We start from the raw sequence: 20,232 nt of genomic DNA, 5'->3' as shown, positions 1-20,232 counted from the left end.
CGGAAATGCGGAGTGATGTACGCCACATGTCGCGTGCACAGTGAGTCCACCAACTCCCGGCGGCCGCTGACCGCCCAGTTCGAAAGGCCCCTCACGATGACCGGAACGCTGATCTCTCCCGACTCGGTATTGCCCGCGGTCACCGCCGACCGCGATGCCCTGTTCGCTGAGGGCCTCGAGGCGGACACCCTCGGAAAGCTCCCCGACAGCACCGTCACCCGCATGAAGGACGCCGGCGTGATCCGCCTGCTCCAGCCCGTCGACTACGGCGGGATGGAGGCCACCCCCCGGCAGTTCGCCGAGACCGTCATGGGCATCGCCCGGATCAACCCCAGCGCCGGTTGGGTCGCCGGCATCGTCGGCGTGCACCCGTGGCAGCTCGCCATGGCCGACAAGAGCGTCCAGGACGACGTCTGGGGCACCGACCCCGACACCTGGATGGCGTCCCCGTACATGCCCAACGGGGTCGCGGTCCGGGTCGACGGCGGCTACCGCATGTCCGGACGATGGAGCTTCTCCTCCGGCACCGACCACTGCACATGGGCGTTCCTCGGCGCCATGGCCCACGACGCCGACGGAAACATGGAACTGCCCCCGCGAATGCTGCACGTGGTCATCCCGCGTACCGACTACGAGATCATCGAGGACTCCTGGGACGTGGTGGGCCTGAAGGGCACCGGGTCCAAGGACCTCGTGGTGGAGAACGCGTTCATCCCCGACGAGCGCGTCATGGAGTACGACCATCTCATCGATGGCTCCCAGGTCGCGCGAGCCGGTCTCGAGCAAACGGTCTACCGCATGCCGTGGTCCTGCGTGTTCCCCCTCGGCATCACCGCTGCCACCGTCGGCATCGGCGAAGGCCTTCTCGACACCGCGCGCGAGTACCTCGAGGACCGCATCGGTGCCCAGGGAACCGCTATCAAGGACGACCCCTACGTCCTCTACCAGCTCGGCGAGTCCGAGGCGAAGATCTACCAGGCCCGCCAGGCCCTCATCGCCAACGCCGAGGAGATCCACGACATCGTCGACCGCGGTGACGAGGTGTCGTTCGCCCGCCGCGCCCAGGGCCGACGCACCCAGGCAGAAGCCGCCTGGACCGCCGTCCGCGCCGTCGACAACATCTACGCCCGCTGTGGTGGCACGGCCCTGCGGATGGACAAGCCGATGCAGCGCTTCTGGCGCGACGCCCACGCGGGACTCCACCACGCCATCCACGTACCGAGCACCGTGTTCCACGCCTCCGCACTGTCGAGCCTCGGCGTGGATCCCGAGGGCCCGCTGCGGGCCATGATCTGACCTCCGACAGCCACCTGACACCACCTTTGCGAAAGGACCCCCCCATGGGCGACATCCGAGCCCTCGGTTACCTCACCATCGACACCACCGACCTCGACCGCTGGCGCACTCTCGCGTTTGACGTCCTCGACCTGGGCGAAGGCGCCGACTCCGACGACGACACTCTGTACCTGCGGCTCGACGAGCGGGCCCACCGCCTGGTCATCCGCCGCGGCGAGACCGACAAGCTCACCGCGATGGGCTGGGAGGTCCGTGACGAGCTCGCCCTCGACCGGGTCCGCGTCTCGCTCCGCGAGCACGGGGTCGACTACCGCGACCTGTCCATCGACGAGGCCCGCGCCCGCAAGGTCGACGGTCTGATCGCCCTCGACGATCCCACCGGCCAGCCGCTGGAGATCTTCCACGGCGCCGGCCTCGACCACTCCGCGGTCTCCACCAAGTTCCGCACCGAGTTCATCAGCGACGAACTGGGCCTCGGCCACATCGTCGTCCCGTCCACGGACCACGAGGCCACCATCGCCTTCTACCGCGACGTACTGGGCTTCCACACCCGCGGCGCGTTCCCGTTCCCGCCGATGCCCGGCATGCCGCCCCTGCGCATCCAGTTCATGGGAGTCAACCCCCGCCACCACAGCTTCGCCGTGATGCCCGCCCCGCAGATGGGCCCCGGAATCGTCCACATCATGCTCGAGGTCGCCGAAATGGATCAGGTCGCCCAGGCCATGGAGCGCACTCTCGAGCACGGCTTCAAGATCTCCTCCACCCTCGGCAGGCACACCAACGACAAGATGGTGTCCTACTACCTGCGCGCGCCGGGCGGCTGGGACATCGAGTACGGCTACGACGGACTCACCGTCGAGGAGGGCCAGTACCTGCCCCAGCTCATCGCCTCGGACAGCTACTGGGGCCACGACTGGTCCGGCAGCGAGCCGCTCGCCTGCACGATCCCGCTCGACGAACCTGCCGCAGAGGCCGTAGCCGACGACTTGTCCGAGCCGGTCGTCGATCAGAACGCAGCAACCGCAGTCTGATCCGGCGGCCTCGGCATCCCCTCGCATCACGAGACCAGAGCCGCCGCCCGGTCTGCATGACCGGGCGGCGGCTCTCATCTTTGTGCGACTGCGGGGCCTCGTCGTCGTCGTCGTACTCCCGACCGGCTCAGCCCGCGACTGGCCACTCGACCAGCAGTTGCGCTACTTGACCAGCAGCTCCGCGATCTGGATGGTGTTGAGCGCCGCACCCTTGCGCAGGTTGTCGCCCGCCACCATGAGGTTGAGGCCCTTGTTGCCCTCGATCGACTGGTCCTGGCGGATCCGGCCCACCAGCGACTCGTCGATGCCCGCCGCATCAAGCGGGGTCGGCACGTCCACGACCTTGACGCCCGGCGCCTTCGACAGCAGCTCGCGCGCCTGTTCCGGCGTGATGTCGCGCTCGAACTCGGCGTTGATGCTCAGCGTGTGACCGGTGAACACCGGAACGCGCACGCAGGTACCGGCGACCCGCAGCTCCGGCAGGTCGAGGATCTTGCGCGACTCGTTGCGCAGCTTCTGCTCCTCGTCCGTCTCCTCGGACCCGTCGTCGACGAGCCCACCAGCGAGCGGCAGCACGTTGAACGCGATCGGCGCGACGTACGGGCCGTGGTCGTCGACCTTCAGCGCCGACCCGTCGTGCACCAGCTCGTGGCCCGCGCCGACGTTGCCGGTGATCTGATCGTTCAGCGTGTCCACGCCGGCGAGCCCGGAACCGGAGACCGCCTGGTACGTCGACACGACCAGACGCTTGAGACCGGCCGCGTCGTGCAGCGCCTTGAGCACCGGCATCGCGGCCATCGTGGTGCAGTTGGGGTTGGCGATGATGCCCTTGGGCGGGTTCTTCGCCGCATCCGGGTTCACCTCGGAGACGACGAGGGGGACGTCGGGGTCCTTGCGCCACGCGCTGGAGTTGTCGACGACGACGGCGCCGGCCGCGGCGAACCTGGGGGCCTGCTCCTTCGACATCGTGCCTCCGGCCGAGAACAGGGCGATGTCGATGCCCTCCAGCTCCTCGTCGGGCGTGTTGGCGGTGTCCTCGACGACGATGTCCTCACCGCGGAACGGCAGCGTGGTGCCGGCGGACCGGGCGGACGCGAAGAAACGGACCTTGTCGGCCGGGAAGTCCCGCTCCTCCAGCAGGGCACGCATGACACGCCCCACCTGGCCCGTGGCTCCGACTACGGCGACAGTGGTCATCTCTGAGGTCAACTCCTGAAAGTCTTGTCCCGGCCCGCCGCGGACGGGTTCTCCGCCCTGCGCTCGACCGACCGGTGTGGGGACCCACTCTACCGAGGCCGACGGCGATGGACAGCGGCCCGCGTCACAGTGCGGGGAGCGGCCGGTCCCACTCTCGCCGACCAACGAGAAGTCTGTTCGGCTCACATCGGCCGAAAGGGAGGTGTGCGAAACACTCTTCTCGATGGGCCGGCGGGCCCGATGTTCCACAGGGCCGTCCGTCTCCACAGGCGACGTCGCGATGGCGGGATCGACGGCCGAGGTGGCCCTCGTCGTCGTCGACGCTTGGACCATGCGCCCCGACCAGACCCCGCGCCGCACGCGCGACCTCGTCCCGGAACGCGGGCGGCGTCTGCACTCCAGCGGCCTCGTCCGGCACCACCGCGGACTGTGGTTGCCCCGGACCGCCGATCGCAGCCACCCGCTCACCCGGATCACCGCGATCTCCGCGCTGTACCCGGACGCCGTCGCGACCGGCTGGCTGGCGGCAGACGCCCACGGCCACCCCTTCCCGCCGCGCGACTACCCCGACGAGTTCGCCGCCGGATCGACCCGGGTGCGGCGGACCGGGATGATCGGCCGCCAGTACCGGGTCCCGCCGGAACACGTGTGGCACCTGACCGGGACCGCGGGCGCCGGCCTGGCCGCGAGCCCCGCGTGGGCGTTGTTCGACATCGCGCGGCGAAGCACCCTGACAGACGCCGTCTGCGCACTGGATGCGGGTCCGTCGATCGGCGTCGACCCGGAGCGCGATGTCCGGCCACTCGCGATGGACCCCCGACGGATCCCCGGCAAACGGCAGGTCCTGGCCGCGCTCGACCTCTGCGACACCGGAGCCGCGTCGCCGTGGGAGACCCGGACCCGACTGTTTATGCTGGACCACGGTCTGACGGGATTCGAGACGCAGGTGCCCGCACCCGGGCTGCCGTACGTCCTCGACCTGGCGCGCCGTGAGCTGAAGATCGGTGTCGAGTACGACGGCGAGCACCACCGCGACCCGGCGCAGCACGCCAAGGACCTCACCCGCTGGAACCGACTCCGTCGCGCGGGATGGCTGGTCTACCCCCTCACCACGACCATGGTCACCAGCGACGCGCACGCGACCGCCGCGGACATCCGGGCCGGGGTCCGAGAGCGTGGAGGGTGAGCGCCCGGGGCAGAAGGGGCAGGCGGGGCGGGCGGTGCGCCGGGGCGGGCAGGACGCCGACGAAAAGACAGTTCCGCACCCACCGCTCTCGGGCGATGGGTGCGGAACTGTCTGATCGATGTGGGCGCCGGGGCGGGGCGCCCGAGGGGTCAGGTCAGCGGCCGGAGCCGGCGTAGACCTGCGCCTCCTCGTCGCCACCCAGCTCGAACGCCTTGTGGAGCGCGCGGACGCTGTCGGGCAGCTCCTCCTCGCGGACCAGCGCCGAGATGCGGATCTCGGAGGTGGAGATCAGCTCGATGTTGATGCCGGCCTCGGACAGCGACTCGCAGAACGTCGCGGTGACGCCCGGGTGGGACTTCATGCCGGCGCCGACGAGGGAGACCTTGCCGACGTTGTCGTCGTAGAGGACCTGGTCGATGCCCAGCTCGGCCTTCGCCTTGGACAGCACCTCGACCGCCTTCGCACCCACCTCACGGGGGCAGGTGAAGGTGATGTCGGTCTTGCCCTCGGCCTTGGAGACGTTCTGCAGGACCATGTCGATGTTGATCTCGGCGTCGGCCACCACGCGGAAGATCTTGGCCGCGTATCCGGGCTGGTCGGGGATGCCGACGACCGTGATCTTGGCCTCCGAGGCGTCGTGAGCGACTCCGGTCAGGACTGCGTCTTCCACGGGGATGTCCTCCACTTTTCCGGCCACGAGCGTGCCCGGGTTGGTCGAATACGAAGAGCGGACGCGCAGCGGCACGTGGTAGCGGCGTGCGAACTCCACACTGCGCAGGTTGAGGATCTTGGAGCCGACGGCCGCCATCTCCAGCATCTCCTCGTACGAGATGGTGTCGAGCTTGCGGGCGTCGGGCACGATCCGCGGATCGGCGGTGTAGATGCCGTCGACGTCCGAGTAGATCTCGCACACGTCCGCACCGAGCGCGGACGCCATCGCGACAGCCGTGGTGTCGGACCCACCGCGGCCGAGAGTCGTCACGTCGCGGGTCTCACGGGACACGCCCTGGAAGCCCGCGACGAGCGCGATCTTGCCCTGGTCCAGCGCCTCGCGGACGCGGCCCGGGGTGATGTCGATGATCCGGCTGTTGCCGTGCCGGGTCGTGGTGATGATGCCGGCCTGGGATCCGGTGAAGGAGTAGGCCTCCATCCCGAAGGAACTGATGGCCATCGCGAGCAGCGCGTTGGAGATGCGCTCACCCGAGGTGAGGAGCATGTCCATCTCACGCTGCGGAGGCGAGGGACAGACCTGATCGGCCAGATCGAGGAGCTCGTCGGTCGTGTCGCCCATGGCGGAGGCCACGACCACGACGTCGTTTCCCGCCTTCTTGGTCTCCACGATCCGTTCGGCCACCCGACGGATACGTTCTGCGGACTCCACGGAGGAGCCGCCGTACTTCTGCACTACGAGTGCCACGCGGTCACACCCTTCCGGTGTTGATCGGCTTAACGCAGACCTACTTTACGGGAGGTGTTTACTCATCAGTGATGAGTGAAACCTGGGCGGCAGTGATCCTCGCCCTCGCATCCGCCCTCAGCCAGGCTTTCGGAACCGTCATGCGGCACCGCTCGCCCCAGCGCGCGAAGGGTCGACACGAGGGCAACTTCAACGTGCTCGCCAGCCGGTACTGGTGGACCGGCATGCTCATCAGCCTCGCCGGATTCGCGTTCCAGGGATTCGCCCTCGCGTTCGGATCACTCATCCTCGTCCAGACGATCACCGTTCTCTCACTGACCTTCGCCCTCCCCCTCGGCGCCTGGGTCACCGGGCGTCGCGTCACCAAGACCGAACTCTTCTGGGGATACGTCCTCGCGGGATGCGTGATCGTGCTCGTCATCTACGGACGGCCCACCGGAGGAGACGCCCATCCGCCCTGGTGGCAATGGGCCCTGGCGTGCGCGGGAGGACTCCTCGTCGTCGTCGTCCTCCTCGGTCTCTCCCGTAACCGCAGCTCCAACGGCAACCGTGCCCTCCTGTTGGGCGTGGCCGGCGGCACCGCGTTCGCCTACGTCGCGCTCCTCACCAAGGGCGTCGCCGAGCGGTTCCACGACGGCGGGCTGCTCACCGTGGCCACGACCGGCGAGGTGTACGGCCTGGGCGTCGCCGCGGTCGCCGCACTGACCCTGCAACAGATGTCGTTCTCCGCCGGCGCCGTCCACCAGGCGGTGCCCGCGTCGACGGTCACCACCCCGGTCGTCTCGCTCGCGCTGGGCGTGGTGGTGCTGGGCGAGTGGTTCTCCGTCGACGGCGCCGAACAGACGATCCTGGGCGTGGCCCTGACCGTGATGGTGCTCGCCACGGTGCGGCTCGCGCACAAGGACTTCGACCCGGCGTCGTCGCCCCCGACCCCGACGGCCCGGGAGTAGCCCGCCGGGCGTCACGCGCCCGGGAGTAGCCCGCCGGGCGTCACGCGCCCGGGAGTGGCCCACGCGGCGTAACGCGCCCGGGCCCCGCCGCGACGTCCTCGGCATGAGGACCCATGCCGAGCGGCCCGAGAACTCGACCCCATCCCCTACGCTGAGCCCCATGCGTCTCACGCGCCACAACGGCACCAGCGGCCCCGCCTCTCCGGCCGGACCCTCCCGCCGACCGCGCCGCGGGCGTCCCGGCCGGCTCGCCGCAGCGCTCGGCGCGGCCGTGGGGACGGTCGCGGCCTCGCTCGCGGTCGCGGCCCCCACAGCGGGCGCGGTCGTGAACGGTGCCCCCTCCGGCCCCGCCCCGTGGGCCGTGCAGATCACCACCTTCGGCGGAGTGCTCGGCGCACCGTGCTCGGGCGTCGTCGTCCACCCGCGCTGGGTGGCCACCGCCGCCCACTGCGGCCCGACCAACCCCAACTCCTACACCCTCGGATTCGGGAACTGGGCCACCGTCCCCGGGGGGTTCACCGCGACCGCCTCCCTGGCGAGCCCGCCCGTCGTCGGCGCGTTCGGCTCACTCGACACCGGCAGCTTCGGCCGCCACACACCCGAGGCGGTGTACAAGGCCCCCGCCGGGGACTTCATGCTCCTCAAGCTCCGCCACCCCGCACCCTCGCCGTCCGTGCTGCGCGCCGGCGTCGACCCCGCCCCGGGAACCGTCCTGCGCTTCCACGGATTCGGCGAGACCACCCCCCGTGGCCTGCGCTCCCCGGAGTTGCGCACCGGCCTGACCCGCCTCGAGCGGATGGAGCCCCGCGCCGGCTCGCGCATCGGCCGCTCCCACACCACCCAGGGCGGATACGGACTCGGCGACTCCGGCGGACCCGTCTTCCAGGGCGACCGTCTGGTGGGCATCCACTCCGGCTCCGACCACGACCGCCGGCGACCCGACGGGACCAACCCGGCGCGGTACGAATCGATCCCCGCGCAGAACGGCTGGATCGACTGGATGATCGCCAACCGATGACCCGGGGCACGTGGCAGTGCCGAACCCCCGGGGTTTTTGCCACACTGGACAGATGACCCCGCCGGAGCTCGTCATCCGCCGCGCTTCGCGCGCAGATGTGAAGCTCGTGCTGTCCGCGGGAGACCTGCTCGCCAACCCGCCCACCGCGGAGTGGACCCAGGACTTCCTCGACCGCGGCTCCAACCTGCTCGTGCTGGCGCTGGACGGTGAGGTCCCGGTGGGGATGCTCGTGGCGGTCGAGACCGGACACCTCGGCGCCAGCCCCGACCTCTTCGTCTACGGCATCCGGGTCCGCGAGGACCTGCGCGGCATGGGCATCGCCCACCGGCTGGTGAGCAAGGCCGTGGAAGTGGCCGAGGAAGCCGGCTGCAGCAGGGTGTGGGGATCCATGCAGCTGCCCGAGGACCTCGAGCACGACCCACCGGTCGCGCCGCCCGAGGGCACCCCGGCCGAACCCTCCACCTTCGTCATTCCGATTCCGTGACGGCCCGCGGCGATGTGTATGATGGCCCGCATGCAGCGCGTGCTCCTTCTTGGGTGCCGCGGCGGGGCCCGCTGAGGCGGACCGGCTCCCCGTCGCGGGATCTCGTCGCGCCGGTCCGATCCCAGCCGATCGCCCCCCTAGGAAGTTGAGCCCCCCGCAATGAATCCCGCTGATGCCTTCGTCTCGTCGTCGTCGACCCTGACTCCCCCCTCCAAGCCCGGCCGTGCGGACCAGCCGTCGTGGAACAAACAGCGCGGCTCCTCGATGCCCGCGCACCGGTACCGGCCCTTCGCCGAGGAGGTCGAGGACGTCTCCCTGCCCGACCGCACCTGGCCGGACAAGACCATCACCCACGCCCCCCAGTGGTGCGCCGTGGACCTGCGCGACGGCAACCAGGCGCTGATCGACCCCATGAGCCCCGCGCGCAAGCGCCGCATGTTCGACCTGCTCGTCCGCATGGGCTACAAGGAGATCGAGGTTGGCTTCCCGTCCGCCTCACAGACGGACTACGACTTCGTCCGCGAGATCATCGAGGACGACGCGATCCCGGAAGACGTCACCATCCAGGTGCTGGTCCAGTGCCGCGAGGACCTCATCCGTCGCACGTTCGAGGCGTGCGAGGGCGCGTCCGACGTGATCGTGCACTTCTACAACTCCACGTCGATCCTGCAGCGCAAGGTGGTCTTCCGTAAGGACCGCGACGCCATCAAGAAGATCGCCACCGACGCCGCGGAGCTGGTCACCACCATCGCCAAGGACTACCCCGACACCAACTGGCGCTGGGAGTACTCGCCCGAGTCGTTCACCGGCACCGAGCTGGCGTTCTCCAAGGAGGTCTGCGACGCGGTCACCGACGTCGTGGGCGCCACCCCGGAGAACCCGATCATCCTCAACCTGCCGGCGACCGTCGAGATGGCCACGCCCAACGTGTACGCCGACCAGATCGAGTGGATGCACCGCAACCTGGCGCGGCGCGACTCGATCATCCTGTCGCTGCACCCGCACAACGACCGCGGCACCGGCGTGGCCGCCGCCGAGCTGGGTTACCAGGCCGGCGCCGACCGCATCGAGGGCTGCCTGTTCGGCAACGGCGAGCGCACCGGCAACGTCTGCCTGGTGACGCTGGGCATGAACATGCTCACCCGCGGCATCGACCCGCAGATCAACTTCTCGGACATGGACGAGATCCGCCGCACCGTCGAGTACGCCAACCAGCTGCGCGTCCCCGAGCGGCACCCCTACGGCGGCGACCTGGTCTTCACCGCGTTCTCCGGGTCGCACCAGGACGCCATCAACAAGGGCTTCGACGCCCTGCAGGCCGAGGCCGACGCCCGCGGCGAGGACATCACCGACATCACGTGGGAGGTCCCCTACCTGCCCGTCGACCCCAAGGACGAGGGCCGCACCTACGAGGCCGTCATCCGCGTGAACTCGCAGTCCGGCAAGGGCGGCGTCGCCTACATCATGAAGAGCGACTACGGCCTGCAGCTGCCCCGGCGCCTGCAGATGGAGTTCTCCGCCCTGGTCCAGTCGGTCACCGACTCCGAGGGCGGCGAGGTCACCCCCAAGGCGATGTGGGACATCTTCTCGACGGAGTACCTGGACCGCGTCTCGCCCATGGAGCGCATGTCGCAGCACCTCGTGCCCGCTGAGACCGACGACGGCGAGGACGCCATCGAGGCCGTCATCAAGTGGAAGGGCGAGACCCGCGAACTGTCGGGGTCCGGGAACGGACCCCTCGCCGCGTTCGTCACCGCCCTGAACGAGATGTTCGACGACGAGGTACGCATCCTCGACTACTCGGAGCACGCGATGACTTCCGGGGATGACGCGACCGCAGCCGCGTACGTCGAGGTGCAGTTCGGCAACCGGGTGTTCTGGGGTGTCGGCCGGGCCGGTTCCATCACCACCGCCTCCCTGCGGGCCGTGGTGTCCGCCGTGAACCGCGCGTACGCCGACGAGGCCGAGGGCGCCGAGGCCATCGGCTCGGTGGAGGGCGCCCGCACCTGGGCCCCCTGACGGCCGAGCCGGCCGGCTGACCGCCGAGTCGGCTGACCGCCGAGTCGGCTGGCTGACGGCCGAGTCGGCTGGCTGACGGCCATCGGTGGGCGCCCGGGTGGGCGACCACGACAGACGACGACAAGAGCGTTCCGCACACATCGCCCGAGAGGCGGGTGCGCGGAACGCTCTTCTCGTCGTGCCCGGGCCCGAATCGTGGCGCGGGACAGGGGCTCTGGGACGATCCGGCCCCCGAATCCCACCTCATCTGTCACATGTTCCCCAGGTATCACTCCGGTAACGATGGTCTCGATTCGGTTACGTCAAGCGCGTAATGTGGCGGCGGGCCGCGCCGATAGGTATGGCGTCTGCCTTTTCGCAACCTCAGTCTGGAGCCCATATGTCCGTGACCCGCCGTGGATTTCTCACTGCCGCCTCGGTCGGCGTGGGCGCCGCCGTCGCCTCCACCGTCCGGGGCCCCGTCGCCGGGGCCAACCCGTTCGCGACCGGCTCGCTCGGTGTAGCCCAGGACCTCATGCAGTCGATCTCCACCGGCAGCGGCATGATCCAGCCCAACGGCCCGCTCGGCTACGTGGGCGTGACGTTCCCCAGCGCCGAGGAGATCGCGGGCCGTATCCGGTTCGCGTTCCCCGACGGCTCGGTCGGCGACTGGCTCCCACTCGAGCGCCTGGACTCCGCCCCTGATGCCGGCAGCACGCCCGCGTCCGAGCTCGTGGCCGCGCCCGAGGGCGCCGTCGGATACGAGGTCGATGCCCCCGCGGGTGCGGAGTCGACCGTGTTCGACGACGGCCGCGGCACCCCGCGCAACTACAGCCTCGGCAGCGTGGGCAACTTCGGCCTGCCCATCATCCCGCGCGCGGCATGGGGTGCCGGTGACGTCGCGGGCTTCCGCTGGGCGCCCACCTACTTCCCGGCGCAGTCCATCACGATCCACCACACGGCCTCGGCGGTCGGCCCGGACCGTGCGGCCAGCGTCCGGGCGATCTACAACTACCACGCCAACACCCTGGGCTGGGGCGATGTCGGCTACCACCTGCTCATCGACCCCGAGGGCCGGATCTACCAGGGTCGCGGCGGCACGCCCGTCGGCAACCCGGTCTTCCAGGTCCCGCCGGTCGCCGGGATCGCTCCCCCGGTCGTCACCGGTGGCCACGTGGGCGGATTCAACAACGGCAACATCGGTATCAGCCTTCTCGGCGACTTCACCGGCGCCCCGCCGACCGCCCGCGCCGTGGGCGCGACCATCGACTGCGTCCGCGCGCTGTGCAATGCCACCGGCATCAACCCGCGTGGTGGCGTCACCTACCGCAACCCGCAGGGTGGGGCCACCCGGCCGATGATGGCCGTCTCCGGCCACCGCGACTGGGGCGGGACCGCCTGCCCGGGCAACTCGTTCTACCCGCAGATGCAGTTCATCCGCGACCAGGCCGCGCGGGGTTGGGCCCCGACCGCCGTCTCCTCGGCGGCCTTCGGCTCCTGACCCGAGCGGCCCGGCCGCCCCTCGGAGGCCTGCGCAGTCGCCGCGCCGCCGTCATCGAAAAGACCGTTCCGCACACCCGCCCTCGGGCGATGTGTGCGGAACGGTCTTTTCGACGTGCGGGGCGGGGCGGCTAGGAGCGGCCCGGGGCGCCGCCGGTCAGTCGCGGGCGCGGGACGGGACGAGCATCCCCAGCACCCAGTTCACCAGGCCGATCACGATCGCGCCGAAGAAGGCCGCCCAGAACCCGCTGACCACGTATTCGGCGCCGAACGGCTGGAACGTGGTGGTGATCCAGCCCGTGAGCATGAGCATCAGCGCGTTGACCACCAGCAGGAACAGGCCGAGGGTGAGGATCGTCAGCGGCAGCGACAGCAGCTGCACGATCGGTTTGATCACCGCGTTGACCAGCGTGAACACCACGGCGACGACGAGCAGCGCCGTGATGGTGGGAACGTTCACCTCGTTCTCGATGGCGCCGGCACCGGGGGCGGCGGCCCCGGAGATCTCGTGCAGGGTGATCCCCGGCACGATCAGCGTCGCCACCCACAGGGCGACGGCGTTGACGACCAGCCTCAGTACCAGCGCCATCGGCAGGTCAGCTCCTCACGTACGAGTCGGCCACGTCGAGCGCGCGGTCGAAGATGTCGAGGCCCTCGTTGGCCTCGTCCGGCGTGATGATGCACGGCGGCACCACGTGGAAACGGTTGTAGTTCATGAACAGCAGCAGACCGTCCTTCTTGGCCGCGGCGAACGTGCGCGCCATGGCCTCTGAGGACCCACCGTAGGGGGCGAGGGGCTCGCGTGTCTCGCGGTCGGCCACCATCTCGACGGCCCAGAACACGCCGAGGCCGCGGACCTCGCCGATCGACGGGTGCTTCTCCGCCAACTCCCGCAGGCGCGGGCCGATGACGTCCTCGCCGATCATGCGCGCGTTCTCGACGATCTTCTCGTCGCGCATGAGATTGATCGTCGCGACGACGGAGGCGCAGGCCAGCGGGTGCCCGGCGTAGGTGAGGCCACCGGTGTAGGGCGTCGTCTCGAAGGACGCGGCGATCCGGTCGTGCAGGATGACGCCGCCGAGCGGGACGTAGCCGGAGTTGGAGCCCTTGGCGAAGGTGATGAGGTCGGGCGCCCAGTCGTCGTCTCCGGAGCGGAAGTGGTCCAGCGCGAGCCACTCGCCGGTGCGGCCGAAGCCGGACATGACCTCGTCGCAGATCATGACGATCCCGTACTTGTCGCAGATCTCGCGCACGCCGCGCAGGTAGTCCGCGGGCGGCACCATGATGCCGACGGTGCCGGGCACCGACTCGATGATCAGGGCCGCGAAGTGGTCCGGGCCCTCGAGCCCGATGAGCGAGTCGAGGTGCTCGAGCGCCCGGTCGCATTCCTGCTTGTCATTCTCGGCGTAGAACTGCGAGCGGTAGAGGAACGGGGCGTGGAAGTGCACGGCGCCGGTGTTGCCCATGTCGTTGGCCCAGCGGCGGGTGTCACCGGTGAGGTTCATCGAGGTGGTGGTGGCGCCGTGGTAGCTGCGGAACGCCGAGAGGGTCTTGTGGCGGCCCGTGTGGCGGCGGGCCATGCGGATGGCGTGCTCCACGGCCTCGGTGCCGGCGTTGGTGAAGAAGACGCGGTTCATCCCGGCGGGCGCGACCTCGGCGACCAGGCGGGCGGCCTCGGCGCGGGCGGCGTTGGCGTGCGCCGGGTTGATGGTGCACAGCTCGGCGGCCTGGTCCTGGATGGCCTTCACGACCACGGGGTGCTGGTGACCGATGTTGGTGTTGACCAGCTGCGAGGTGAAGTCGAGCAGTCGGTTGTCGTCACCGTCGGTGAGGTAGCAGCCCTCGGCCGCGGTGACGACCATCGGGTCGGTCGAACCCCACGCGGACCACGGGGTCAGGACGTGGGCGCGTTCCTTCTCGTAGACCTCACGGGCTGCAGCGTTCTGGGGTGCGGGCACGGGGCGATACTCCTGTGGTCGACGGGCGATGGCCGCGCCCATCATCCCACGCACGCCTCTTCCCTCCGCGCCCACGCGGTGGGATGCTCATCACCTGCGTGAGGCGCCTCACGCGTCCCGGTGAAGGGGGCACGTATGTCCACCTCGTCAGAAGCCACAGGCCCGTCGGGCGTCCCGGCCGTCACCGGCCCGGACCGGACCACCGGTCAGCCGCCGCTGAAGCGGGTGCTGGGTCCCGGACTGCTGCTGTTGTTCATCGTCGGCGACATCCTCGGCACCGGCATCTACGCCCTCACCGGGAAGGTGGCCGGAGAGGTCGGCGGGGCCGTGTGGCTGCCGTTCCTCGTCGCGTTCGCCGTGGCGCTGCTCACCGCGGGCAGCTACCTCGAACTCGTCACCAAGTACCCGCGGGCCGGTGGCGCGGCCGTGTACACCCACCGCGCCTTCAGGGTGCACTTCCTCACCTTCCTCGTCACGTTCACGGTCATGGCCTCGGGTCTGACCTCGGCGTCGTCGGCGGCCATCGCGTTCGCGGGCAATCTCAACGAGGCGTTCGGCCTCGACATGGCGTCCGGGACCTGGCCGTTGATCGGCATCGCCCTGCTGTTCATGACCGCCCTCGCCGTCGTCAACCTCCGCGGCGTCGCCGAATCCGTGCGCCTCAACGTGGTGTTGACCTGTGTGGAGCTGTCCGGACTGCTCATCATCATCGCGATCGGCGCGTGGGCGATCAGCCAGGGTCAGGGCGACTTCTCCCGCGCCGGTCAGCTCACCGTGGGCGAGGGCCAGAGCCCGTTCCGCGCCGTCACCGCCGCCACCGCGTTGGCGTTCTTCGCGCTGGTCGGCTTCGAGGACTCGGTGAACATGGCCGAGGAGACCAGGAACCCGGTGAAGATCTTCCCCAGGGTCATGCTCATCGGGCTCACGCTCACCGGGGTGGTCTACATCCTCGTGGCGATCGCCTCGGTGACCCTGGTCAGCCCGGAGGACCTCGGCGAGGGCGAGACCCCCCTGCTCAAGGTGGTCGCGGCGGGCGCGCCCGCGTTCCCGGTGTGGGTCTTCGCGTTCATCACCATGTTCGCCGTGGCCAACTCCGCGCTGATCAACATGCTCATGGCCTCGCGCCTGCTGTACGGCATGGCCCACGAGCAGGTACTGCCCCCGGTCCTGGGCCGGGTACTGCGCGAACGCCGGACCCCCTGGGTGGCGATCCTGTTCACCACCGTGATCGCGTTCGGCCTCATCGCGTTCGCCGACCTCGCCACCCTGGGCGGGACCACCTCACTGCTGCTGCTCGCGGTGTTCACGGTGACCAACGTGGCGGTGCTGGTCCTGCGCCGCGACACCGCCGGGCACCGCCACTTCCGGGTGCCCACGGTGATCCCGGTCCTGGGGGCGGTGTGCTGCGCGTTCCTGGTCTCACCGCTGTCCGGGCGGGCGAGCGAGGACTACCGGGTCGCGGGCGTCCTGCTGGTGGTGGGCGTGGGGCTGTGGGCCGTGTACTGGGTCGTCCGCCGCGCACTCGACTGAGTCACCGCGCCCGGCGGCCCGCACCTAGAAGAGGGCCTCCTGGGCGCTGTCCACGGCCTGGGCTCCGGCGACGGGCCGACCGGGGGCGACGTCGGCGAGCATCTCCTCGAACCGCGCGTACGGCACCAACTCGAGACCCTTCTTGCGGGCGAACGCGGTCCGGCCGCGCACCGCGCCGGGCGCGTCGCACACCGCCAGGGACGTACGGGACGAGATGCGATCGGCCACGTAGAGGCCGGCGTCGACGACGAGGCCTACGATCTCCTCCGGGTCGCGGTCCACGTCCTGCGTGAAGACCACCTCCATGCCCTGCACCAGACCACCACCGCGCTTCAGACGTCCCGCCGGCCGCCACAGCCTCGGGGCGGCGAGCGCCTCGGCCCACACCGCGGGGACCAGGTAACCGGTCTCGGGATGGGCCACCATCGCGTCGAGTTCGCGCACCCTGGGCCGGACGTCCTTGCCCCGGGCCACCTCGAGCAGCCCGGCGAACACCCCGGCCAGCACCAGCGCGTCGTCGTGGGCGTCGTGCGCGGCCCGCTGCTCCACCCCGAAGTGCGCGGCGAGCGTCGAGAGCTTGAGGTCGGCGGTGGACAGGTGCAGCCGACCGGCGAAGTCCAGGGTGCACAGGAACCGCTCGAGCGGGGCGGCGAGTCCTGCGCGGCGGGCCTCGGCCGCGAGGAACGACGCGTCGAAGGCGGCGTTGTGGGCGACCACTGTCCGCCCGTCGAGCACCCGGTCCAACTCGGCGGCCACGTCCGGGAAGCGTGGTTTGCCCGCCAGCAGCGCCGGGGTGAGACCGTGCACGTGGACCGGCCCCGGGTCCACCCCCGGATTGAGCAGGGTCGCGAGCTCCTCGACCACCTCGCCGTCGTCGTCGATCACCACCGCCGCCACCGACAACACGCGGTCGACCGCCGGCGTCATCCCCGACGTCTCGACGTCCACAACCACCCACCCTGTCATGCCCACCATCGTCCCAGACCCCTCCGACAACCCGGCCGTCACCGTCGCAGGTCACGGTGTTCACACCGCCGATTCCCCCCACCCGGCCCGGAGGGTTAATGTCTACGCCGATCAACCAGTCCCGGCCGCGAGGTCCGGTCCGACCCAGGAGGCGACGTGCGGCGGTACCGGTCCGACACGCCTGCGGCGCGGCTGCGCGACGCCCCGGTCCGCGCGCGGCGCCGCACCCGCCGCCGGATCCGCGTGGCAGTCGGGTCCTACCTGGCGTTGTGCCTCGCCGCGCTGCTCGGGGTGGCCGTGACCGCGCCCGGCGCCACCGTCCGCCCCTCCGCCGCGGACGCGCCGGCACCCCGCGGCGCCACCGTGGCACCCACCACCGCCTCCGCACCGGACGGCCGGGTCGGGGACCCACTGCGGCTCGTCCGGCCCCTCCCGCGGGGGTGGGTCGAGATCGGTCCCCTGCTGGCCACGGCGGTGGACGACGCCGCCGACGCCGGCCTCGAGCTCGGGGTCTGCGTGCGGGCGATCGACTCCCCCGACGAGCGCGAGGTGTGTGCGGGCGACGGCGAGCCGCGTTACGCCGCGTCGGTGATCAAGATCGCCTACGCGGTGGGCGCGCTCGAGGCGTGGGAGGCGGACCCGTCGGCGCAGACCCCCTACGGCGACCTCGACGACCTGCTCGACGCTGCGCTCACCGTCTCGGACAACGACGCGGCCAACCTCCTGTACGACCTGTCGGTGGACGGCCCCGCGGCGCCCGAGGACACCGACCCCATCACCGCGCTCAACGACATCGCCGAGCGCGTGGGCCTGGCCGAGCAGTTCCACACCGGCGGCGCGTTCCGCTACGAGTGGACCGGCGACTGGAGCCGCGTCAGCGCCCGCGGCAGCGTCCGCTACCTGGCCGAACTCGTCCGCGCCGCCGACGGACGGGCACCCGAGGGCGAGGCGCTGACCTCGCCCGCCGTCGCCCGGATCGTGCTGGACACGCTGCTCGAGCAGGAACGACAGTGGAAGCTGCCCGACCGCCTGCCGTCGGGGACGGTCGCCAACAAGACCGGCGAGACCGACACCGAGTCGCACGACATCGCCGTGGTGAACACCGCCAGCGGCCGCTACGCGATCGCCGCGATCGGCACCTCGTCCGGGATGTTCAACGGCCCCGACGAGGTGATGGCCGAGCTCGGCCACGACGTGGTGACCGCCCTCGGCGGTGCGGCGCGGTTCTGAGGAGGCCGCGCTGCCTAGACTCTGCGACATGAGTTCCCGCGCGATCACCGCACTCACCCCCCGCGGCCGGGCCGCCGTGGCCGTCTCCCGCCTGGCGACCTGGGCGTCGCGGGTCTCGGGGCGCGGGTCGGGCGGGATGATCGGCGGTCTGGTGGCGCTGAAGCTCGACCCGGGTCTCATGCGCCAACTCGCGGCGGGCCGCCGGACCGTGCTCGTCACGGGGACCAACGGGAAGTCGACGACGACGAGGATGGTCGCCTCCGCCCTGTCGACCGTGGGCCGGGTCGCCTCGAACACCGGTGGCGACAACATGGACGCCGGGATCGTCTCCGCACTCGGGGCCGACCGGGTGGCCGGGTTGGCCGCCATCGAGGTGGACGAGCTCCACACCCCGGCGGTCGCGGAGAACACGGATCCCGAGGCGATCGTGCTGCTCAACCTCAGCCGCGATCAGCTGGACCGGGTCGGGGAGATCAACTCGATCGAGCGCCGGCTGCGCGCCGGGGTGGCCGCGCAGCCGCAGGCCACGGTGATCGCGAACTGCGACGATGTGATGATCACCTCCGTCGCCTACGACAACCCCCACGTGGTGTGGGTGGCCGCCGGATCGGCGTGGGCGGGCGACTCGGTGAGCTGCCCGCGCACCGGCGAGCCCATCTCCCGGACGGTCGACTCCACCGGGGCCGTGCGGTGGCGGTCGGAGGGCACGCTGCCCGACGGCCGGACGTTCGAACGCCCCGAGCCGGACTGGTGGGTCGACGACGAGGCCATCCACGGACCAGACGGGTTCACCGCCCCCATGCACCTGGCGATCCCCGGGCGGGCCAACCGGGGCAACGCCGCCCAGGCCGTCGCCGCCGCTGTGGCGATGGGCGCCGACCCCGCCGCCACCGTCCGGGCGGTCGAGCAGGTCGACGACGTGGCCGGCCGCTACTCGACCGTCGACGTGGACGGGCGGGCCGCGCATCTACTGCTGGCCAAGAACCCGGCGGGCTGGCAGGAGGCGCTGGGGATGATCGACACCTCCGCCGACGGCCTGGTGATCGCGGTCAACGGGCAGGTCGCCGACGGTGTGGACCTGTCGTGGTTGTGGGACGTCCGCTTCGAGAGCTTCGAGGGGGTGTCCGTGTACGCCGCGGGCGAGCGCGCCGCCGATCTCTCGGTGCGGCTGAGCTACGCCGGGGTCGAGCACCAGCTGGAGCCGGACCCGCTGGCCGCGATCCGGCGCTGCCCACCCGGACGCGTGGAGGTACTGGCCAACTACACCGCGTTCCGTGACCTCGGGCGCGCGATCGCCGCCGCCGGGCACCGTCCTGCGGCGGCCCTGAAGGAGCAGTGACGATGAGCGAGCAGCACGCCGGCGAGGGCAATCCGGATCCCCGCGACGCGGGTGCACGGCGCGAGGGTGCGTCGGCGTCCCCGCTCGACACGGTCGCGCCCGACTCGGCGCGGCCCACCGAGTCGACGGTGCGGATCGGCCTCGTCCTGCCGGACGTCATGGGTACCTACGGCGACGACGGCAACTCGTTGGTCCTGCGGCAGCGCCTGAGGTGGCGCGGATACGACGCCGAGATCGTGCGGATCACCCTCGAGGACGAGGTCCCCGACTCGTGCGACCTCTACACCGTGGGCGGCGGTGAGGACGCGGCCCAGAAGTTGGCGTCCCGGCACCTGTCCGGGTCGCCGGGGCTGCAGCGCGCGGTGGAGCGCGGCGCTCCGGTGCTCGCGATCTGCGCCGGGATGCAGGTGTTCGGCGAGTGGTTCGTCGTCTCCGACGGCTCCCGCGCGCCCGGCCTCGGCCTGCTGGACGTGACCACCACGCCGCAGGCCTCCCGCTCGATCGGCGAATTGGTGGTGTCGCCGCAGGTACCGGGCCTGACGCAGCCGCTGACCGGCTTCGAGAACCACATGGGCGCCACCGTGCTGGGCCCGGACGCCGCTCCCCTGGGCCGCGTGACCTCCGGGGTCGGCAACGGCGTCCCGGCCGGTCAACAGGTTCCGACCGGTGGGCTGGTCGAGGGCGTGGTGCAGGGGTCGATCATCGCCACCTACATGCACGGGCCGGCGCTGGCCCGCAATCCCGAGCTGGCCGACCTCCTGCTGTGCCGTGCGCTCGGTGTGGACTCGCTGCCGCCCGTCGACGTCCCGGCGGTCGAGCAGCTGCGCCGCGATCGGATCGCGGCCGCCCGGCGCTGAGCTGGCCCCACTCCCCTCGCCGCCGCCCGGCGTTGAGCCGACGCGCTCGGCACTGAGCCGGCCCCTCTGCCCTCGCCGACCCACCCTTCAACCCTCGATCCGCCCCTCGGATCGCGATCTGCCCTCGAGCTGCTCACGGACCGCCTCGACCTTCCTCGGTCCGACTCGATCCGCCCTCCGATTATTGATTCGCGCTGCGGGGCCCGAGGGCGGATCGCATACCGAGGGGCCGGTCTGTGGCCGCGAGGGCATTGAGCCCGGGGGTGGACGCGACC

The 20,232-nt window shown here is 70.9% G+C and carries 17 protein-coding genes; 12 read left to right on the top strand and 5 right to left on the bottom strand.

The genetic code is table 11. The features are described from left to right. Positions 1-96: 96 nt before the first annotated feature. Positions 97-1,296 carry an acyl-CoA dehydrogenase family protein gene (locus AC3DE3_RS10885; protein ID WP_488369963.1) on the top strand — a complete coding sequence of 400 codons (1,200 nt, stop codon included), beginning with the start codon at positions 97-99 and terminating at the stop codon, positions 1,294-1,296. A gap of 44 nt (positions 1,297-1,340) precedes the next feature. After that, a complete protein-coding gene (locus AC3DE3_RS10880; RefSeq protein ID WP_488369962.1) occupies positions 1,341-2,327 on the top strand; it encodes a VOC family protein in 987 nt (328 codons plus the stop codon). Between the two features lie 162 nt (positions 2,328-2,489). Here the strand turns inward: AC3DE3_RS10880 and AC3DE3_RS10875 are convergent, their stop codons facing one another. Further along, complete coding sequence (locus AC3DE3_RS10875; protein ID WP_488369961.1) at positions 2,490-3,524, bottom strand: aspartate-semialdehyde dehydrogenase; 1,035 nt, start codon at positions 3,522-3,524, stop codon at positions 2,490-2,492. A 280-nt stretch (positions 3,525-3,804) separates the two neighbouring features. Here AC3DE3_RS10875 and AC3DE3_RS10870 point away from each other — a divergent pair, with 280 nt between their 5' ends. Continuing rightward, positions 3,805-4,710, top strand: coding sequence for an endonuclease domain-containing protein (locus AC3DE3_RS10870; RefSeq protein WP_488369960.1), 906 nt, complete (start codon positions 3,805-3,807; stop codon positions 4,708-4,710). Positions 4,711-4,864: 154 nt separating this feature from the next. On the opposite strand, the gene AC3DE3_RS10865 is transcribed toward AC3DE3_RS10870, so the two are convergent. Continuing rightward, complete coding sequence (locus AC3DE3_RS10865) at positions 4,865-6,127, bottom strand: aspartate kinase (RefSeq protein WP_260486491.1); 1,263 nt, start codon at positions 6,125-6,127, stop codon at positions 4,865-4,867. A 71-nt stretch (positions 6,128-6,198) separates the two neighbouring features. Here AC3DE3_RS10865 and AC3DE3_RS10860 point away from each other — a divergent pair, with 71 nt between their 5' ends. The 5 genes from AC3DE3_RS10860 to AC3DE3_RS10840 all read left to right on the top strand — a co-directional run bounded on the left by AC3DE3_RS10860 (position 6,199) and on the right by AC3DE3_RS10840 (position 12,078). Further along, entirely contained in the window at positions 6,199-7,077 is an 879-nt protein-coding gene (locus tag AC3DE3_RS10860) for a DMT family transporter (RefSeq protein WP_260486490.1), read from the top strand. Positions 7,078-7,237: 160 nt separating this feature from the next. Beyond that, a complete protein-coding gene (locus tag AC3DE3_RS10855; RefSeq protein ID WP_488369959.1) occupies positions 7,238-8,095 on the top strand; it encodes a trypsin-like serine protease in 858 nt (285 codons plus the stop codon). 52 nt (positions 8,096-8,147) lie between these two features. Next, on the top strand, positions 8,148-8,579 hold the full coding sequence (locus AC3DE3_RS10850) for a GNAT family N-acetyltransferase (protein WP_488369958.1): 432 nt from the start codon (positions 8,148-8,150) through the stop codon (positions 8,577-8,579). Positions 8,580-8,738: 159 nt separating this feature from the next. Further along, positions 8,739-10,598 carry a 2-isopropylmalate synthase gene (gene leuA / locus AC3DE3_RS10845; RefSeq protein WP_488369957.1) on the top strand — a complete coding sequence of 620 codons (1,860 nt, stop codon included), beginning with the start codon at positions 8,739-8,741 and terminating at the stop codon, positions 10,596-10,598. Between the two features lie 379 nt (positions 10,599-10,977). Beyond that, a complete protein-coding gene (locus AC3DE3_RS10840) occupies positions 10,978-12,078 on the top strand; it encodes a peptidoglycan recognition protein family protein (RefSeq protein ID WP_488369956.1) in 1,101 nt (366 codons plus the stop codon). Positions 12,079-12,234: 156 nt separating this feature from the next. Here the strand turns inward: AC3DE3_RS10840 and AC3DE3_RS10835 are convergent, their stop codons facing one another. Then, entirely contained in the window at positions 12,235-12,666 is a 432-nt protein-coding gene (locus tag AC3DE3_RS10835; protein ID WP_488369955.1) for a phage holin family protein, read from the bottom strand. A gap of 7 nt (positions 12,667-12,673) precedes the next feature. Beyond that, positions 12,674-14,077, bottom strand: coding sequence for an aminotransferase class III-fold pyridoxal phosphate-dependent enzyme (locus AC3DE3_RS10830; RefSeq protein WP_488370043.1), 1,404 nt, complete (start codon positions 14,075-14,077; stop codon positions 12,674-12,676). 93 nt (positions 14,078-14,170) lie between these two features. On the opposite strand from AC3DE3_RS10830, the gene AC3DE3_RS10825 reads away from it, so the two are divergent. Next, on the top strand, positions 14,171-15,565 hold the full coding sequence (locus tag AC3DE3_RS10825) for an APC family permease (RefSeq protein WP_260486483.1): 1,395 nt from the start codon (positions 14,171-14,173) through the stop codon (positions 15,563-15,565). 24 nt (positions 15,566-15,589) lie between these two features. On the opposite strand, the gene AC3DE3_RS10820 is transcribed toward AC3DE3_RS10825, so the two are convergent. After that, positions 15,590-16,531, bottom strand: coding sequence for an exonuclease domain-containing protein (locus tag AC3DE3_RS10820; RefSeq protein WP_488369954.1), 942 nt, complete (start codon positions 16,529-16,531; stop codon positions 15,590-15,592). A gap of 156 nt (positions 16,532-16,687) precedes the next feature. Here AC3DE3_RS10820 and AC3DE3_RS10815 point away from each other — a divergent pair, with 156 nt between their 5' ends. From AC3DE3_RS10815 to AC3DE3_RS10805, 3 genes are read left to right on the top strand one after another with little or no spacing between them, the layout of a single operon-like run. Beyond that, complete coding sequence (locus AC3DE3_RS10815) at positions 16,688-17,761, top strand: serine hydrolase (protein WP_488369953.1); 1,074 nt, start codon at positions 16,688-16,690, stop codon at positions 17,759-17,761. A gap of 28 nt (positions 17,762-17,789) precedes the next feature. Continuing rightward, positions 17,790-19,100: a MurT ligase domain-containing protein gene (locus AC3DE3_RS10810; protein WP_488369952.1), complete on the top strand. Its 1,311-nt coding sequence runs from the start codon at positions 17,790-17,792 to the stop codon at positions 19,098-19,100. After that, entirely contained in the window at positions 19,097-19,957 is an 861-nt protein-coding gene (locus tag AC3DE3_RS10805) for a type 1 glutamine amidotransferase (RefSeq protein WP_488369951.1), read from the top strand. The genes AC3DE3_RS10810 and AC3DE3_RS10805 overlap by 4 nt, the downstream gene beginning before the upstream one ends. The last annotated feature ends 275 nt before the right edge of the window (positions 19,958-20,232 follow it).

The organism is Dietzia sp. IBK-p2-16D, from assembly GCF_057773085.1.
Note: the sequence above shows the minus strand (reverse complement) of the source record. Positions and strands in the feature narration are given on the sequence as shown.

Bases quoted from the DNA above. Each gene is read 5' to 3' on its own strand.
- AC3DE3_RS10855 (WP_488369959.1), top strand. From the start codon at position 7,238: ATGCGTCTCACGCGCCACAACGGCACCAGCGGCCCCGCCTCTCCGGCC.
- AC3DE3_RS10860 (WP_260486490.1), top strand. From the start codon at position 6,199: ATGAGTGAAACCTGGGCGGCAGTGATCCTCGCCCTCGCATCCGCCCTC.
- AC3DE3_RS10810 (WP_488369952.1), top strand. From the start codon at position 17,790: ATGAGTTCCCGCGCGATCACCGCACTCACCCCCCGCGGCCGGGCCGCC.
- AC3DE3_RS10830 (WP_488370043.1), bottom strand. From the start codon at position 14,077: ATGGGCGCGGCCATCGCCCGTCGACCACAGGAGTATCGCCCCGTGCCC.
- AC3DE3_RS10820 (WP_488369954.1), bottom strand. From the start codon at position 16,531: ATGACAGGGTGGGTGGTTGTGGACGTCGAGACGTCGGGGATGACGCCG.
- AC3DE3_RS10870 (WP_488369960.1), top strand. From the start codon at position 3,805: ATGGCGGGATCGACGGCCGAGGTGGCCCTCGTCGTCGTCGACGCTTGG.
- AC3DE3_RS10875 (WP_488369961.1), bottom strand. From the start codon at position 3,524: ATGACCACTGTCGCCGTAGTCGGAGCCACGGGCCAGGTGGGGCGTGTC.
- AC3DE3_RS10825 (WP_260486483.1), top strand. From the start codon at position 14,171: ATGTCCACCTCGTCAGAAGCCACAGGCCCGTCGGGCGTCCCGGCCGTC.
- AC3DE3_RS10835 (WP_488369955.1), bottom strand. From the start codon at position 12,666: ATGGCGCTGGTACTGAGGCTGGTCGTCAACGCCGTCGCCCTGTGGGTG.
- AC3DE3_RS10840 (WP_488369956.1), top strand. From the start codon at position 10,978: ATGTCCGTGACCCGCCGTGGATTTCTCACTGCCGCCTCGGTCGGCGTG.
- leuA (WP_488369957.1), top strand. From the start codon at position 8,739: ATGAATCCCGCTGATGCCTTCGTCTCGTCGTCGTCGACCCTGACTCCC.
- AC3DE3_RS10885 (WP_488369963.1), top strand. From the start codon at position 97: ATGACCGGAACGCTGATCTCTCCCGACTCGGTATTGCCCGCGGTCACC.
- AC3DE3_RS10850 (WP_488369958.1), top strand. From the start codon at position 8,148: ATGACCCCGCCGGAGCTCGTCATCCGCCGCGCTTCGCGCGCAGATGTG.
- AC3DE3_RS10880 (WP_488369962.1), top strand. From the start codon at position 1,341: ATGGGCGACATCCGAGCCCTCGGTTACCTCACCATCGACACCACCGAC.